The sequence below is a fragment of the Dactylosporangium sp. CA-139066 genome, assembly GCF_050936175.1.
Classification (GTDB): domain Bacteria; phylum Actinomycetota; class Actinomycetes; order Mycobacteriales; family Micromonosporaceae; genus Dactylosporangium.
The window spans coordinates 1936156-1952931 of record NZ_JBNJNH010000002.1 but is presented as its reverse complement, the minus strand read 5'-3'; the positions used below and the strand labels follow the sequence as shown (position 1 = coordinate 1952931).

The window sequence follows — 16776 nt, the reverse complement described above, 5'->3', positions numbered from 1 at the left end:
GCATGCCGGTACTGACGAGCAACCTCGACCCGCGCGGGCCGAGTCTGCGTGGAGATGCGCGCTCAAGCGCTTACCAGGAAAACAGGCAGGCGATGCTCGAGCGGCTGACCGAGCTGGAGTCGGCGCTGCGCCAGGCGCGCGGCGGCGGGGGCGACAAGTACGTGGCGCGCCACCACGCGCGGGGCAAGCTGCTGCCGCGCGAGCGCATCGAGCTGCTGGTGGACCGCGACTCGCCGTTCCTGGAGCTCTGCCCGCTCGCGGCCTGGGGCACCGACTACCCGGTCGGGGCGAGCGTGGTGACCGGCATCGGCATCGTCGAGGGCGTGCCGTGCGTCATCGTGGCCCACGACCCGACGGTGCGCGGCGGCGCGGTCAACCCGTTCACGCTGAAGAAGACGCAGCGGGCCGCGCAGATCGCCCGGGAGAACCGGCTGCCCCTGGTCAACCTGGTCGAGTCGGGCGGAGCGGACCTGCCCCAGCAGGCGGAGATCTTCATTCCGGGCGGGGCCGCGTTCCGGGACCTGACCCGGCTGTCGGCGGCGGCGATCCCGACGGTCGCGGTGGTGTTCGGCAACGCGACGGCCGGCGGCGCCTACGTGCCCGGCATGTCGGACTACACGATCTTCGTGCGCGACCGGGCCAAGGTGTTCCTGGCCGGGCCGCCGCTGGTGAAGATGGCCACCGGCGAGACCGTCGACGACGAGACCCTCGGCGGCGCCGCCATGCACGCCACCCGCTCCGGCCTGGCCGACTTCGTCGCCGAGGACGAGCGCGACGCGCTGCGGCTGGCCCGGGCGTGCGTGCGCAACTTCGGGCACAACGTCGCGAAGACCTTCGGCGTCGAGCCCAAGTTCGACGCCGACGACCTCCTGGGCATCCCGAGCGCGGACCTGCGGGTGCCGTTCGACCCGCGCGAGATCCTGGCCCGGGTGCTCGACGGCAGCGAGTTCGACGAGTTCAAGCCCGCCTACGGGCCGGCGCTGTGCACCGGGTGGGGCGCGATACACGGCCACCGGGTCGGCGTGCTGGCCAACGTGCGCGGCGTGCTGTTCTCCGCCGAGGCGCAGAAGGCCGCGCAGTTCATCCAGCTCGCCAACGCCGCCGGCACGCCGCTGATCTTCCTGCAGAACACCACCGGCTACATGGTCGGCAGCGAGTACGAGCAGGGCGGCATCATCAAGCACGGCGCCCTGATGATCAACGCGGTGGCGAACTCGCGCGTGCCGCACCTGACCGTCAACATCGGCGCCTCCTACGGCGCCGGCAACTACGGCATGTGCGGCCGGGCGTTCGAGCCGCGGTTCCTGTTCACGTGGCCCAACGCGAAGTCGGCCGTGATGGGGCCGCAGCAGCTGGCCGGCGTGCTGTCGATCGTGGCCCGGCAGGCGGCGGAGGCCAAGGGCCACGCGTACGACGAGGAGCAGGACCGCACCATGCGGTTCATGGTCGAGCACAAGGTCGAGCAGGAGTCCGCGGCGCTGTTCCTGTCCGGCCGCCTGTACGACGACGGCGTGATCGACCCGAGAGACACCCGGACGGTGCTGGGCCTGTGCCTGGCGCTGGTCGGCACCGGCGAACGTGCTCAATTCGGCGTATTCCGGCACTAGGTTTCCGGGTACTGGGGGGAAGCAAACGTGATCAGAAGGCTGTTGGTCGCCAACCGCGGCGAGATCGCCCGCCGGGTGTTCGCCACCTGCCGGGCGACGGGGGTCGAGACGGTCGCCGTCTACTCCGACGCCGACGCCGACTCCCCGCACGTCGCCGAGGCCGACTACGCCGTGCACCTGCCCGGCAATGCGCCCTCGGCGACCTACCTGCGCGGCGATCTGCTGATCGCGGCGGCGCGGAAGTGCGGCGCGGATGCCGTACACCCGGGATATGGGTTTCTCTCGGAGAACGCGGACTTCGCGCGGGCGGTCATCGACGCCGGCCTGACCTGGGTCGGCCCGTCGCCCAAGGCGATCGCCATGATGGGCTCCAAGCTCGAGGCGAAGGCGCTGCTGGCCGAGGCCGGCGTGCCCATGCTGCCGACCGCGGTCGACCCGGACGACGTCGACACGTTCCCGGTGCTGGTCAAGGCGTCGGCGGGCGGCGGCGGCCGGGGCATGCGCATCGTGCGCGACCGCGAGTCGCTGGCCGAGGCGGTCGCGTCGGCGCGGCGGGAGGCGGCGTCGGCGTTCGGCGACGGGACCGTCTTCTGCGAGCGGTACGTCGAACGCGCCCGCCACATCGAGGTCCAGATCATGGCCGACTCGCACGGCAACGTGGTCCCCCTCGGCGAGCGCGAGTGCTCGATCCAGCGCCGGCACCAGAAGATCGTCGAGGAGACCCCGTCGCCGGCGGTCGACCCGCAGCTGCGCGAGCGCCTGTGCCAGGCCGCGATCGCCGCCGCCCGGGCCGTCTCCTACGTGGGCGCCGGCACCGTGGAGTTCCTGCTCGCGCCGAACGGCGAGTTCTTCTTCCTGGAGATGAACACCCGGCTGCAGGTCGAGCACCCGGTGACCGAGTGCGTGGTCGGCGTCGACATGGTCCGGCTGCAGCTGGTCGTGGCCGAGGGCGGCCCGCTGCCGTTCAACGGCCCGCCGCCGCTGCGCGGCCACGCGATCGAGGTCCGCCTGTACGCCGAGGACCCCGCCTACGCCTGGATGCCCTCGACCGGCACGCTGCACCGCTTCGACGTCCCCGGAGCCGCGCACACGTTCGGCCCGCTGTCCGCGCCCGGCCTGCGCCTGGACTCCGGCGTCACCGACGGCTCGGTCATCGGCGTGCACTACGACCCGATGCTCGCCAAGCTCATCGCCTGGGCGCCCACCCGCGCCGAGGCGGCCCGGATGCTCGGCGGAGCCCTCGCCCGCTCCCGCATCCACGGCGTGACGACCAACCGCGACCTGCTCGTGCGGGTGCTGCGGCACGCGGCGTTCCTGTCCGGCGGCACCGACACCGGGTTCCTGGACCGCCACCCGGAGGTCTTCGCCCCGCTGCTGTCCTCGGTCGACGCGGTGCGGCTGTCCTGCCTGGCCGCGGCGCTGGCCGGGGCCGCCCGCCGGGCCAAGACGGCGCTGCTGCCCGGCCTGCCCTCGGGCTGGCGCAACGTCCCGAGCGCGCTGCAGACCGTGGTGTACGAGGGCCCGACCGGCACCGTCGAGGTCGGCTACCGGCTCGACCGCGCCAACGACCTCGCCGCGTGGGCGGTGCGCCGCATCGACCCGGAGGACGTGGCCGTGCCCGGCGCCGCGCTGGACCCGGCCGGCGCGCCCGACCACCCGCCGGCGGCGATCCTCAGCGCCACCGGCGAGCGGGTCGTGCTCGACGTCGGCGGCGTGCGGCTGCAGTTCGCGGTGCACGACGTCGACGGGGTGTCCTTCGTGGACAGCCCCGAGGGCTCGGTGACGCTGACGGAGCTGCCGCGCTACCCCCTGCCGGTCGCCGAGCAGCCCGAGGGCTCCCTGATCGCGCCGCTGCCCGGCGCGGTCGGCCGGGTGCTCGTGGTGCCCGGCCAGCGGGTCGCGGCCGGGGACCTGCTGCTGACGGTGGAGGCGATGAAGCTCGAGCACCCCGTGCACGCCCCCACCGACGGCGTCATCAGCGACCTGCGGGTCGCGGCCGGCTCGCAGGTCGAGTCCGGCGCACTGCTGGCGGTGCTCTCCCCCTCTTAGTTTTGGAGCCTTCGTTGGACTTCGACCACACCCCTCAACAGCAGGACCTCCGCGACGCCGTGGCCAAGCTCGGGAAGCGCTACGGCCACGAGTATTTCGTGCGCAAGGCCAAGGCCGGCGAGCACTCCGACGAGCTGTGGGAGGAGGCGGCCCGCCTGGGCTACCTCGGCGTCAGCGTGCCCGAGCGCTACGACGGCGGGGGCGGCGGGATCACCGAGCTCGCGATCGTGTGCGAGGAGCTGGCCGCCGCCGGCTGCCCGCTGCTGCTGCTCGTCGTCTCCCCCGCGATCGCGGCCACGATCGTCGCCAAGCACGGCACCGACGAGCAGCGCCGGACGCTCCTGCCCGGCTTCGCCGCCGGCACGCTCAAGGTCTGCTTCGCCATCACCGAGCCGGACGCGGGCTCCAACTTCCACAAGCTCACGACGGTGGCCCGCCCGTTCGAGGGCGGCTACGCCCTGACCGGCCGCAAGGTGTACATCTCCGGCGTCGACGAATCCTCGAAGATCATGGTCGTCGCGCGCCTGGAGGACGAGCGCACCGGCAAGCTGAAGCCCGCCCTGTTCGTGGTCCCGACCGACGCCCCCGGCCTGACGGCAACCAAGATCGACATGGAGATCGTCAGCCCCGAGAATCAGTTCATGCTGTACCTCGACGACGTGCGCGTTCCCGCGGGCGCCCTCATCGGCGAGGACCCGGAGGCGGGCCTGCCGGCGCTCTTCTCGGGCCTCAACCCGGAGCGCATCACCGTGGCCGCGATGGCCTGCGGCACGGCGAGGTATGCGCTGGAGCGCGCGTCAACCTACACCGCGAGCCGCGCGGTCTGGGGCCGCCCGATCGGCACCCACCAGGGCGTGGCCCACCCGCTGGCCCACGCCCACATCCAGGTCGAGCTGGCCCGCCTGATGGTCGCGAAGGCCGCGGCGCTGTACGACGCGGGCCGCGACCTGGAGGCCGGCGTGGCCGCCAACATGGCGAAGTACGCCTCCGCCGAGGCCGCCGCGCTGGCGGTCGACACCGCGATCCAGTCGCTGGGCGGCAACGGCATGACCACGGAGTTCGGCGTCGCGACGCTGCTCGGCGCCGTCCGAGCGGGCCGGATCGCCCCCGTCTCCCGCGAGATGATTTTGAACTTCGTGTCCCAGCACCTGATGGGCCAGGAGAAGTCGTACTGAGGACGCCACGAGGCAGTGACCGGCCAGCCGCCCAAGTCACTCCCTCGCGCTCGTCACGCGGCGCCGGGCCCCGCACGATCATCGGCGCGGGCCGGTCCTCTCCCCCGCCCCAGCCCCGTCGCAGCACACCCGACCCTGGCCATAGTTGCAGCGCAGCCGGCCCTGGCCCGGTCGCAGCGCAGCCGGCCCTGGCCCGGTCGCAGCGCAGCCGGCCCTGGCCCGGTCGCAGCGCAGCCGGCCCTGGCCCGGTCGCAGCGCAGCCGGCCCTGGCCCGGTCGCAGCGCAGCCGGCCCTGGCCCGGTCGCAGCGCAGCCGGCCCTGGCCCGGTCGCAGCGCAGCCGGCCGTGTCGACGGAGGGGTCAGCGCGAGCCGTGGAGCTGATCGCCGACCAGGGCGTTGTCGCCCTTGCCGGCCAGGCAGCGGAACGTCGTCGGGCCGGCCTTCTGCTCGGACAGGGACGGGAGCAGCACGGAGCGGCGCCAGGTCGTGGCGCCGATGTTGACCGTCGCGAGGGTCGGGATGCTGCAGACGGCGCTGACCATCGGGTCGTCCTCGCTGGAGATGGTGCTGCCGGCAGGGAGGTCACCGTAGGCGAAGGCCTCCCACGTGTGCCGGCCCGCGCAGTCGACGCGGGAGAGCTTCGCGTCGAAGCACTCCGGGGTGTCTGAGCACAGGGCCCGCTGGTCGACCGGCCCGCCGCAGGCCGCCCGGGGTGGGGCGGCGATCGTGGACGGGCCGGGAGTGGGGCCGTCGTCGCCGAAACCGTAGGCGATGGCCACGCCCACCAGGGCCGCCACGACCAGGAGGCCGCCGAGCACGCCCAGCCAGAGGCCGCGGCGGTCGGCCAGGGGCCTCGGGGGCGGCTTCACCGGAGCCACGAACGGGTCCGACGGCGGCGCTTCCGGTGCCTCCGAGCTCGCCGCGGCACCGGACGAAGCAGCAAACGACCCGCCAGCCGAGCCACCGGACGCGGCAAACGGCCCGCCGCCGGAAGACGACGGACCACCCGACGCAGCAAACGGCGCACCGCCGGAAGACGACGGACCACCCGACGCGCCAAACAGCCCGCCTCCGGAAGAGGACGGACCACCCGACGCGGCAGACTGCGCGCCGCCGGAAGAAGGCAAACCACCCGAGCCGGCGAACGGGGGGCCGCTCGAGGACGACACCGGGTCGGTCGGGGGTTCCTCGGGGCCGGCCGCGTGTGGCATCGTCTGCTCGGGGTCGCGCGGGAAGCCGCCCAGGAACGGCGAGTCGAGCAGCCGGTCCGCGGGCGGTGGCGGCGTGACCGGCGGCAGCGGCGGTGTCGTGTAGACCGGCTCGATCGGCGGCGAGCCCAGCGGCGGGACGATGACCTGCGGCGCCGGGGCCATGCGCAGGCCCATCAGCGCGTCGCGCAGCTGCAGGGCGGTCGGGCGGGTCGACTCGTCGTTGGCCATGCCGGCGCGCAGGATGGCCATCAGCTCGGCGGGGCAGCCGGGCAGGTCGGGGATGTGCTCGTTGAACATGTCGACCAGCGACAGCAGGCTGGGCATCTGGTCCTCGCGCCAGCGGGGCGGGCGGCCGCGCATCAGGGCGTAGAGGGTGGCGCACAGCGCGTAGACGTCCGCGGCGGGGGCCGGCGGGGCGTGGCGGAAGGTCTCCGGCGGAGCGTAGGCCGGGGTCAGGACGTCGAGGGTGATCGAGACGTCGCGCCACTCGGCGAGGATGGCCAGGCCGAAGTCGGCCAGGGCGGGCTCGCCGAAGCGGCTGAAGAGGATGTTGGCCGGTTTGACGTCGCGGTGCAGTACACCCAGGGAGTGAGCATCGGCGAGGGCATCGGCGATCTTGAAGCCGACCTCGCGGGCCTCGGCGGGGCTCAGCGGGGCGTTGCGCATGCGGTCGGCGTAGGAGCCGTCGCAGAGCTCCATGATCAGGTAGGGGTGGCTGTCGGCGGTGACGCCGGCGTCGAACAGGTCGACGACGTGGGGGTGGCTGGACATGCGGCCGGCGGCGCGGGCCTCGCGCAGGAAGCGGCGGCGGTCGCGGTCGGTCTCGAGGGTGCGGTTCTCGACCTTGACGGCGACGTCCCGGCCGACCGACTCCTGCTCCGCCCGGTAAACGGTGGCGTAGCCGCCGCGGGCCAGCACGGAGAACCCGGTCAGCCCGGGCACCGTGGGGAGCGGAGTCGATGCGGTCACGGCTAAGACGGTACGGCAGGGGTCCGACATTTCTCCGTCACGCATCGGCCACAGCCGGGTTTCACGGCTCGGCAACCAGCGGGACGGAGGCGTTGGCCTCGAGGGCTTCCTGGAGTACCGCCGCCGCATAATCGCGACCGCGCACGTCCTCGCCCGGTGCGGTCTGCGCCTGCCGCGCCCAGTCGAGGGCCTCGGAGTTGCGCCCGGCGGCCAGCAGGGCCGCGGCGTAGGCGGCCACCGCGTGCCGGCGGGAGAAGATCACGGAGGGGCCGGGGCGGTCGGCGGCGACGCAGCCGAGCACCTCCAGGGCCGCCGGCAGGTCGCCCTGGGCCAGGCGGGCCAGGCCGAAGAGCACGCGCGGGCCGACCTTGGCCGGCTCGAGCACGTCGTGGGTCTCGACGACCTGCAGCACCGCGCGGGCGTCGGCCTCGGCGGCGACCGGGTCGCCGCGGTCCAGGCTGACGAAGCCGCGCATGGTCCGGGACATGCCGAGCAGGAGCGGGTGGCCGGTCTTCTCGCCGTACTCCGTCGCGTCCGACAGCAGGTCATAGGCGTGCGCCGGCTCGGACAGCTCGCGCGCGACCACGCCCCGCACGACCAGCGCCAGGCCGCGGCCCCAGTCGTCGCCGGCGGCGGCGAACTCGCGGTACGCCCGCCGGGCCTCGCGGTCGGCCTCGGCCAGGTCGCCGCTCTCGGCCGCGGCGAACGCCTCGACCGCGCGCAGCGTGCCGACCGCCCACGCGTCGCCGACCCGTTCGCCGAAGGGCAGGAACGCCTTGGCCAGGCGCCGGGCCTCGCCGAGCCGGCCGGCCAGCAGCCGCACGAACGCCGTCGTGCCCCGCAGCCAGGCCCGCCCGACCGGGTCGCCGAGCTCGGCGAAGCGGCGGGCGGCGCGCCCGAGCGCGGCGTCGGCGCCGGCGAAGTCGCCGCGGGTGGTGGTGACCCACGCGAGGTGCTGCAGGGACCAGGCCTGCGCGCGGCGGTCGCCGGCGGTGACCGCGGCCTGGAACGACTCGGCGAACCGGCCGCCCGCCTCGGCCAGGCGCCCCTCCAGGAAGTCGGCCATGCCGAGGCGGCGCATCGCATCGCCGCGCTCGTACGTCAGGTGGGCGTCCGTCGCCGCGTCCAGCGCCTCGCTCAGCGTCCGGTAGCTGCGCCGGTGATCGCCCATCGCGCGGTAGGCGCGCCCGGCCACGAGCAGGGCGCCGACGCGGACGGCGGCGTCGTCTCCGGCGTTGGCCGTGATCTTTTCGGCGTACCCCAGAGCCTCCTGCGACCGCCCCAGCTGGAGCAGCGCGCGGGCGTGGACCAGCCGGTCGGCCGGCCGCAGCGCGCCGCCCCCGAGCACCGCGGCCCGCTCAGCGGCCTGGGCCGCCTGGGCCGGTTCCCCGCTGGCCAGGGCCGCCCGCGCCGCTCTCCCCAGCGCCAGTACGCCCAGCGGCGCGGCCGAGCGCGCCAGCGAGTCGGGCCGCAGCCCCACCACGTCGGCGAGCCGGCTGGCCCGCTCGGCGTGGTCGGCGGTGAACGCGTCCGCGGCGCCGAGGGTCATGTTGAGCCCGGGGACGTTGCCGGTCCCGCCCGCGGCGATGAACGTGGTGACCGCCGCCGCGGCCCACCGCGAGAGCGCGGCGTGCCGTTCGGCGAGGTCGGCCTTGCCGATGCCGGCGTACGCGGCCTCGCGCAGCAGCGGGGTGGCGAACGCGAAGCCGCCCCGCCCGCGGCGCAGCATCCGCCGCTGCAGCAGCTCCTCGACGGCCCGCTCCAGCTCGACCGCGGCCACGACGGCGGGCCGGGCCGGCTGGCCGGGCGGGTTGAACCGCAGCGCCTCCAGCGCCCGGGCCGGCACGGTGTCGCCGATGACGGCGGCGTCGCGCAGTACCGCGCGGGTGTCGGCCGGCAGCGCGTCGATGCGGGCGGCGAGGACCGCGGCGAGGTCGCGGGAGAGCAGCCGGCCGCCGAGCGACCCGGGCGTGAGCCGCCAGCCGGGCGGGTCGGTGCCGGCCACGGTGGTCAGCGCCCCGCGCTCCTGCAGCAGCGTGACCAGCTCGGCGAGGTAGAAGGGGTTGCCCTGCGCGGTGGCCAGCAGCCGGTCCTCGTCGGGCGGGGCGACGCGGCCCCCGGCGAGGTACGCCGAGAGCAGCCGCGCCGCGTCCGCGCCCCGCAGCGGCGGGATCGGCACGACCTCGGCGTCGGCGATGCGGGTCAGCACGCCGGCCGAGCGCACCAGCTCGGGCCGGCCGAGCAGCACGATGAGCACCGGTCCGGTGAGCCGCTCGATCGTGGCGCCGAACGCGTCGAGGGTCTCGGCGGTGGCGTCGTGCGCGTCGTCGAGGATCACCACGAGCGGCGTCTCCGCGGCCAGGCCCGACAGCAGCTCGGCGACGGCGGTCGGCACCGCGTTGAGGTCCAGCTCGTCGGGCTTGCCGCCGGGCGCGACCCAGGCGGTGTCGCCGATGGCTTCGGTGTACCCGATCAGGTTCAGCAGCAGGTCACTGGCGAACCGCGGCGGCTCCGGGCGGCCCCGCGCGGCGCGGGCCAGGCGCTGGGCCAGGCGGCGCAGCCGCTCCTCGACCGCCTCGCGGGTCAGCGCGGCGTCGGGCGGCAGGCCGATCGCGGCGCGGACCAGGTCGGCCAGGGGCGCCAGGCGGCGCCGTTCGCCGAACGCCGCGCAGTGCACCGACAGCACCCGGGCGCCGCCGCCGGGCGCGAACCCGGCGCTCGGGGTGTACCCGGCGCCGCCGAGATAGCCGGCCGCGAACCGCTCGATCTCGCCGGCCAGCCGGGTCTTGCCCAGCCCCGCCTCGCCGGTGAAGACCAGCACGCGCGGCTCCTGCCGGTCGGCGATCTCGGCCAGGCGCCCGGACACGCGGCCGAGCTCGGCCTCGCGCCCGACGAACGGCGCCTCGTCGCCCAGGCCGGAGCGGGTGCCCGGGGCGTCGAGCAGGCCGAGCAGCTCGAACGCGTCGACCGGCTCGCGCTTGCCCTTCAGCCGCAGCGGCCGCAGCGCCCGCCAGGACGCGAGCCGGCGGGTGGAGCTCGACGTGCGATCGCCCGCGTACACCGCGCCGATCGCGGCGGCGTCGGCCAGCCGCGCGGCGGTGTTCACGGTGTCGCCGATGACCGTGTACTCGATGCCGGCCTGCACGCCGGCGACCACCGGCCCGGTGTTGAGCCCGATGCGCAGCCCGAGCGGGGCGCCGCCGCCGCGCTCGTCGTCCAGCACCCGGCGCACCGCGCGCTGCATCGACAGGGCGGCGCGCACGGCGCGCTCGGCGTCGTCCTCGTGCGCGACCGGTGCCCCGAAGACGGCCATGATCCCGTCGCCGGTGAGCTTGTCGACGTGCCCGCCGAAGGTCTTCACCGCGCCGGCCAGCGCGGCCAGCACACGGTCGGTGACGGCACCGACGCGCTCGGGGTCGAGGTCCTCGGACCAGGCCGTGAAGTCCGACAGGTCACCGAAGAGCACGGTGACGATCCGCCGCTCGGCCGCGGGCAGGGTGGCGGCGGCCGGCAGCGCGGAGCCACAGTAGTGGCAGAACCGCGCACCGGGAACGGCGACGGTCCCGCACACCGAACACGTCACGCCGTCACCTCCCCTGCGCCCCGGTGCCGCCGCCCGGAACGGTCACGTTGCATCCAACCCACCAGCGGGTGGGTGTGATTCCCGTCGCAGAAAATCGATCTGCGCGCGCACGCTCCACTCGGCGGCGGGCCACAGGCTGGGGTCGACGTCGGCGTACACGCGCGCGACCACCTCGGCGGCGTCGCCCGCTCCCGCGGCGAGGGCGGCGCGCACCTGCTCGAGGCGCGCCTCGCGGTGGGCGCGGTAGAACCGGGCGGCGACGCCGGTGTCGGTCAGCGCCGGCCCGTGCCCCGGCAGCGCCGCGCGCCCGTCGAGCCGCGCCAGCCGCCCCAGGCTGCCGAAATAGTCGCCGAGGTCCCCGTCGGGCCAGGCCACCACGGTCGTGCCGCGCCCGAGGATCGTGTCACCGGTCAGCACGATTTCCCGGCCTTGGTACCCCACGAGAAAGCACACGGAGTCCTTCGTGTGCCCCGGCGTGGCGAGCGGTTCGACGGCGACCCCGTCGACCTCGAGCGCTTCAAGCACCGGCGGGTCGTACACCGGCGCCCCCGTCAGCTCCGCCAGCCGCGCCACGCCTTCCGTGTGATCGGCGTGACCGTGCGTGAGGATGATGGCGGCCACTGGCCCGTCGGCGGCCACGGCCCTCAGGTGCCCCTCGTCGAGCGGCCCCGGATCGACCACGACGGCGCCGGCGCCGGGCGCGCGCAGCAGCCAGGTGTTGGTGCCGTCCAGCGTCATCGGCCCCGGGTTGGGCGCACGGATCAGCGTCACCCAGTCGGGCAACGATTCGAGCACTTCGGCGGCGGGGATGGTGACGTGGCTTACCACAACGGAATCGTACGGCGGGCCGCTTCCACCGACACGTCACCCAACCGGCCAGTGGGAATCCGGTTTCCGGCTGTTCCGCTCCTGGCGTCCGGCTCTCCTTCGCGGTCGTCACGCCGCCTGCTCACGGACGGTAATGGTGCAGACCTCCAGCTGGCCGCCTGAGGCTCTTCCTTGCGCTTTGCTTCCCCGCGCCGCGGGGTGGGCTGTCGTCCTGCCGCCACATCACAGGCGGCTCCAGCGCACCGCCCCGCGGCGACCCACGCCCGGCCATAGACCAGCGCGAGCCGCACACCGCCACGGGGGCCACCTACGCACCACCATGCGGACCGGCCATCGTCCGGCGCGGGCCGCGCACCGCCACGCGGGCGACCGGCACCGCCCACCCCGCGCGGCCTTCATCCCCCGCGGCCCGCGCACCGCCACCCGCGCGGCCTTCATCCAGCGTGGATCACGCGCAGCCACGCGGGCGGCCACCATCGGGCGCGGCCACGCGCCACCCCTCTGTGCGCCGCGCCGCTCCCCGCGTGACGCTTCGCACGGATTTATCGCCCGTCACCGTATAAATCCGACAAGTCGTGGCACGGAGTGCCCGACTTGTCGGGACGCTACAGCGCGCCGGTCGGACGCGCGGGTCGGAGATGACCGTCAAAACAACGCGGACATATCCGACCCGCCGCCCGAAACGCAGGCCTCAGGAGACCTCGAGAATGGCCTCGACCTCGACCGGGGCGTTCAGCGGCAGCGACGCCACGCCGACCGCGCTGCGCGCATGCTGACCCGCCTCGCCGAAGACCTCGCCGAACAGCTCGCTCGCGCCGTTCACCACCGCGGGCTGGCCGGTGAAGCCGGGAGCCGACGCGACGAAGCCGACGATCTTCACGACCCGGACGACGCGGCCCAGGCCGACGAGGGCCTCGACGGCGGCGAGCACGTTGACGGCCGAGCGGCGGGCCAGGTCCTTGGCCTGCTCGGGCGTCACGTCGGCGCCGACCAGGCCCGTCGCGGGCAGGGCGCCGTCGACCATCGGCAGCTGGCCCGAGACGTACACATGGTTGCCGGTCTGCACGGCGGGGACGTAGGCGGCCACGGGCGGTACCACCGGCGGAACCACGATGCCGAGCTCGGCCAGGCGCGCGTAGACGTCGCCCATCAGCTTGCCTTCGGGCGCTTGAAGTAGGCGACCAGGTTCTCCGGGTTGGGGCCGGGCACGATCGCCACCAGCTCCCAGCCCTCCTCGCCGAAGTTGTCGAGGATCATCTTGGTGTTGTGGACCAGCAGCGGCGCGGTCAGGTACTCCCATTTCTGCATGTGGGGACGATATCGCCGCGCGTGAGGGGCCCGTCGGGCACAGCCTGATATCGGGGGACACCACGGCTCGCCCCTTGACGCTACTGTGAGGGCCGCCGTCGCGAATGTGTCGCACAAAGGTGGGAGAAATGACGCAACCGCCCCAGTACCCGGGTCAGCCGGAGTATCAAGGCCAGCCTGGCCAGCCGGGGCAGGGCTGGCCACCGCCACCGCCGGTCCAGGACCCGTTCGCGGCGCCGCAGGAATACACCGTGCAGCATCCGGCGGGGGATCCCTACGCCGTGCCGCAGCCCGACCCCTACGCCGTGCCGCCGACCTCGGCGCCGCCCACGTCGGGGCAGCCGTTCGCCGCGCCCTACCCGCCGCCCACGGGCGCCTTCGGGCAGCCGACGGGGCAGTTCCCGCCGCCGACCGGGCAGTTCCCGACCGGGCCGGTCCCGCAGCCGGGGATGGCGCCGCCGTTCTCCGGGCCGCCGGCGCCGGTTTCGGGCATGCCGGTGTCGGGCTATCCGGTGTATCCGCAGCAGGCCCCGCCGAAGAAGAAGCGCGGCCTCATGATCACGCTGATCGTCCTGGGCGTTGTGGTCGTGCTCTGCGGCGGTGGCGGCGCGGCCGCCTACTTCGTCGTGCAGAACAACCAGGGCACCGGCGCGCCCAACGCGGTCGACGCGGTCAACAGCTTCCTGACGGCGGTGTACAAGAACAAGAACAGCGAAGAGGCGCTGAAGTACGTGTGCGCCTCGTCACGCAACAAGGACAAGCTGGCGGCGCGGGTCGACGAGATCCGCAAGTACGACTCTTCCCTGAACACCCCGACCTACACGTGGCCCACGCCGACGGTCGAGAAGCAGGACAAGGACGAGGCGACGCTGATCGTGCCGATCAAGGTGACGACCAGCGATGAGAAGGTCGCCGAGACGAAGTACAAGTACATCGCCACCCAGAGCAAGGGCTGGTGGGTGTGCGAGATCACCGCGGCGTGATCCTTCCCGCGACCAGGTAGCGTCGAGGCGTGACGGCACGCGAGTCTACAGACGGGCGGGGCGGCTACGGCTGGCCCGCCCGTCTCCACGTGGTCACCGGCAAGGGTGGCACCGGCAAGACGACGGTGGCCGCCGCGCTGGCCCTGGCCCTGGCCCGCGACGGCCGGCGGACGCTGCTGATCGAGGTCGAGGCGCGCCAGGGCATCGCCCAGCTCTTCGACCGCGACCCGCTGCCCTACCAGGAGATACGCATCGCCACGGCCCGGGGCGGGGGCGAGATGCGGGCGCTGGCGGTGGACGTCGAGGAGGCGCTCCTGGAGTACCTCGAAATGTTCTACCGCCTGGGTGTGGCCGGCCGGGCCCTGCGCAAGGTCGGCGCGGTCGACTTCGCCACCACGGTCGCTCCGGGCCTGCGCGACGTGCTGCTCACCGGCAAGATCAAGGAGGCGGTCACCCGGACCGTCGACGGCCGGCGGGTCTACGACGCCGTGGTGCTGGACGCGCCGCCGACCGGGCGGATCGGCCGGTTCCTCAACGTGACCGCCGAGACCGCGCGGCTGGCCAAGGTCGGCCCGATCAAGACGCAGAGCGAGGGCGTCGCGGCCATCCTGCGCTCGCCGATGACCGCGGTGCACGTGGTCACCCTTCTGGAGGAAATGCCCGTCCAGGAGACCGCCGACGCCATCGACGAGCTGACGCGGCTGGGGATCCCCATCGGTACCGTCATCGTGAATGCGACCCGGCCCCCGGTCCTGGCCGGCGCCAGGCTCACCCAGGCCGACCTGCGCCGCGGCCTTTCCGCCGCCGGCCTGCACACGGACAAGGAGCTGCTCGGCGGGCTGATCGGCGAGGGGCGGGCCTACCAGACGCGGGTGGCCGCCGAAGCGTCGCTGCGCGCCGAACTGCAGGGGCTCGGCCGGCCGGTGGTCGAGCTGCCCGTGGTCCCCGACGGTGTGACGGCCGACGCGCTCGAGTCCCTTGGTGATCTGCTCCTCACGTCTGCTTGAGGATGCCCCCAGCGGATACGCTCGCAGGGTGCCTCTCACTGCCGAGCCGCGCTCGCCACAGCTCGATCTTGATGCGGTCCTCGCCGATCGGGCGATCCGCATCGTGGTCTGCTGCGGCTCCGGCGGCGTCGGAAAGACGACAACCGCCGCGGCGCTCGCGCTGCGGGCGGCCGAGGAGCACGGCCGGCGCACGGTCGTCCTGACGATCGACCCGGCCCGGCGGCTGGCCCAGGCGCTCGGCCTGACCGAGCTGGACAACACGCCCCGCCAGGTCAAGGGCCTCCAGCCGGACGCGGCCGAGCTGCAGGCCATGATGCTGGACATGAAGCGGACCTTCGACGAGGTCGTGCTCACGCACACCGACCCGAAGAAGGCCGAGGAGATCTTCGCCAACCCGTTCTACCAGGCCATGAGCTCGACGTTCTCGGGCACGCAGGAGTACATGGCCATGGAGAAGCTGGGCCAGCTGCGCGCCCGCGACGAGTGGGACCTGATCGTGGTCGACACGCCGCCGTCGCGCTCCGCGCTGGACTTCCTCGACGCGCCGGCCCGGCTGTCGCGGTTCCTCGACGGCAAGATGCTGCGCCTGCTGCTGGCCCCGGCCCGGGCCGGCGGCCGCAGCGTGTTCAACCTGGTCTCGGCCTCGTTCGGTCTGTTCAGCCGCACCGTGACGAAGATCCTGGGCGCGCAGCTGCTGACCGACCTGTCGGGCTTCGTCGGGGCGCTGGACTCGATGTTCGGCGGTTTCCGCGAGCGGGCCGAGCAGACGTACCGCGTGCTGCAGGCCCCGGAGACCGCGTTCCTGGTGGTGGCGGCGCCCGAGCCCGATGCGGTGCGCGAGGCGGTCTACTTCGCCGGTCGGCTAGCCGCCGACCGGATGCCGCTGGCGGGTCTGGTGCTCAACCGGGTGGTGCCCGTGGCGGCCCCGCAGCTGTCCGCCGAGGACGCCCGCGACGCCGCGGACCGGCTCGACGACCTCGGCGGCCATCAGGCGACCGCCGACGTCCTGCGCGTCCACGCGGACCTGGCCGACCAGCACAGCAGGCAGGCGGCAGTCTCCGGCCGGTTCCTGCGCGCCTATCCGGGCGTGCCGGTCGTCCGAGTCCCGGCGCAGCCCGCCGACGTCCACGACCTCGACGGACTGCGCGCAATCGGAGCAACCTTCGCGTAGCGGGGGCGTTGCCGCCCTCGAAAGCGTTACAACCTGCGTATGGGCTCAGCCGGTCGGAACCAGCTCCTTGGTGTCCTTCGTGCCGCGGTCCATGGCCGCTTCGAACATCTTGCGCCAGCTGGGCACCTGCGGGTGGCGGCGCAGCAAGGCGCGGCGCTCGCGCTCGGTCATGCCGCCCCAGACCCCGAACTCGATCCGGTTGTCGAGCGCGTCCGCCAGGCACTCGTACCGCACAGGACAGCTGCGGCAGATCCGCTTCGCCACGTTCTGCTCGGCGCCCTGGACGAACAAAGCGTCCGGGTCGCCATTGCGACACGCGGCGATGCTGGGCCAGTCGACGACCATGCTCATATTTCCTCTTCCCCCCTTGGACTCCCCCCGGGTCCATCCGCCGGTCTTGCCCCGGCGAAAAGCGCCCAAACCACGTCCCCCCATGGCATTCGGGTGCAGTTCGCCGGATTGCCCGGCGCGACGGCAGGGTCCCCGGCCACGGGAACCCCGAGAGGAGCTTTCCGGAACATCATGCTCTGTAGTCGTCCAGTTACGCAACGTTGTTGCACCAGGTTAATCGCCCCTTTGTGATCCACCGAAGAGGCGAAGAGTGCTACCAGCGCGTCACTCTCGGGTGCGATTTACCCAAATCACCGACGTCTCCCCTGCCGCTTGCCGCAGAATCGAAAACGGGTCAACCTCGCGCTCGACGTGACGCGTCTAGGACAACGAGGACGCGTCCATCTGGACGCGGCCTTATGACGTCGTCACGTAGTCTGAGGCGGTGACCTGGATGCGCAAACGCGAGCACGGCCTGCTGCCCAATGCAGCTTCTTTGCTGCTCTGTGGGCTCTTGGCGGGACTGGTGGTCGCTGCGGCCGCGTTCCCTGCGGT

The 16776-nt window shown here is 73.7% G+C and carries 11 protein-coding genes and 2 pseudogenes; 6 read left to right on the top strand and 7 right to left on the bottom strand.

All coding sequences use genetic code 11. The features are described from left to right. Positions 1 to 2: 2 nt before the first annotated feature. Genes ACQEVU_RS53705 through ACQEVU_RS53695 form a run of 3 tightly spaced genes read left to right on the top strand, consistent with a single transcriptional unit; the run spans position 3 to position 4831 of the window. On the top strand, positions 3 to 1607 hold the full coding sequence (locus ACQEVU_RS53705; protein ID WP_433338718.1) for an acyl-CoA carboxylase subunit beta: 1605 nt from the start codon (positions 3 to 5) through the stop codon (positions 1605 to 1607). Between the two features lie 27 nt (positions 1608 to 1634). Then, complete coding sequence (locus ACQEVU_RS53700; RefSeq protein WP_433338716.1) at positions 1635 to 3656, top strand: biotin carboxylase N-terminal domain-containing protein; 2022 nt, start codon at positions 1635 to 1637, stop codon at positions 3654 to 3656. A 14-nt stretch (positions 3657 to 3670) separates the two neighbouring features. Beyond that, entirely contained in the window at positions 3671 to 4831 is a 1161-nt protein-coding gene (locus tag ACQEVU_RS53695) for an acyl-CoA dehydrogenase family protein (protein ID WP_433338714.1), read from the top strand. 359 nt (positions 4832 to 5190) lie between these two features. Here ACQEVU_RS53695 and ACQEVU_RS53690 read toward each other — a convergent pair whose 3' ends face one another. From ACQEVU_RS53690 to ACQEVU_RS53665, 6 genes and pseudogenes are all read right to left on the bottom strand, one after another. Continuing rightward, positions 5191 to 5373, bottom strand: coding sequence for a hypothetical protein (locus ACQEVU_RS53690; protein ID WP_433338712.1), 183 nt, complete (start codon positions 5371 to 5373; stop codon positions 5191 to 5193). Positions 5374 to 6019: 646 nt separating this feature from the next. Then, a pseudogene (locus ACQEVU_RS53685) lies at positions 6020 to 7041 on the bottom strand (serine/threonine-protein kinase); the annotation flags it as partial. A gap of 64 nt (positions 7042 to 7105) precedes the next feature. Continuing rightward, a pseudogene (locus tag ACQEVU_RS53680) lies at positions 7106 to 10594 on the bottom strand (adenylate/guanylate cyclase domain-containing protein); the annotation flags it as partial. A gap of 42 nt (positions 10595 to 10636) precedes the next feature. Continuing rightward, positions 10637 to 11422, bottom strand: a complete 786-nt coding sequence (locus tag ACQEVU_RS53675) for an MBL fold metallo-hydrolase (protein ID WP_433338710.1) — start codon at positions 11420 to 11422, stop codon at positions 10637 to 10639. Positions 11423 to 12113: 691 nt separating this feature from the next. After that, positions 12114 to 12572, bottom strand: coding sequence for a RidA family protein (locus ACQEVU_RS53670; protein ID WP_433338708.1), 459 nt, complete (start codon positions 12570 to 12572; stop codon positions 12114 to 12116). Continuing rightward, positions 12572 to 12730, bottom strand: coding sequence for a hypothetical protein (locus ACQEVU_RS53665; RefSeq protein WP_433338706.1), 159 nt, complete (start codon positions 12728 to 12730; stop codon positions 12572 to 12574). Before ACQEVU_RS53665 ends, ACQEVU_RS53670 begins: the two co-directional genes overlap by 1 nt. Before the next feature lie 128 nt (positions 12731 to 12858). Here ACQEVU_RS53665 and ACQEVU_RS53660 point away from each other — a divergent pair, with 128 nt between their 5' ends. The 3 genes from ACQEVU_RS53660 to ACQEVU_RS53650 are packed head-to-tail and all read left to right on the top strand — an operon-like array spanning position 12859 to position 15891. After that, complete coding sequence (locus tag ACQEVU_RS53660; protein ID WP_433338704.1) at positions 12859 to 13713, top strand: Rv0361 family membrane protein; 855 nt, start codon at positions 12859 to 12861, stop codon at positions 13711 to 13713. A gap of 29 nt (positions 13714 to 13742) precedes the next feature. Then, positions 13743 to 14720, top strand: a complete 978-nt coding sequence (locus tag ACQEVU_RS53655; RefSeq protein WP_433338702.1) for an ArsA-related P-loop ATPase — start codon at positions 13743 to 13745, stop codon at positions 14718 to 14720. Positions 14721 to 14748: 28 nt separating this feature from the next. Then, positions 14749 to 15891, top strand: coding sequence for an ArsA family ATPase (locus tag ACQEVU_RS53650; protein WP_433338700.1), 1143 nt, complete (start codon positions 14749 to 14751; stop codon positions 15889 to 15891). A gap of 45 nt (positions 15892 to 15936) precedes the next feature. On the opposite strand, the gene ACQEVU_RS53645 is transcribed toward ACQEVU_RS53650, so the two are convergent. Then, complete coding sequence (locus ACQEVU_RS53645) at positions 15937 to 16242, bottom strand: WhiB family transcriptional regulator (protein ID WP_433338698.1); 306 nt, start codon at positions 16240 to 16242, stop codon at positions 15937 to 15939. Between the last annotated feature and the right edge of the window lie 534 nt (positions 16243 to 16776).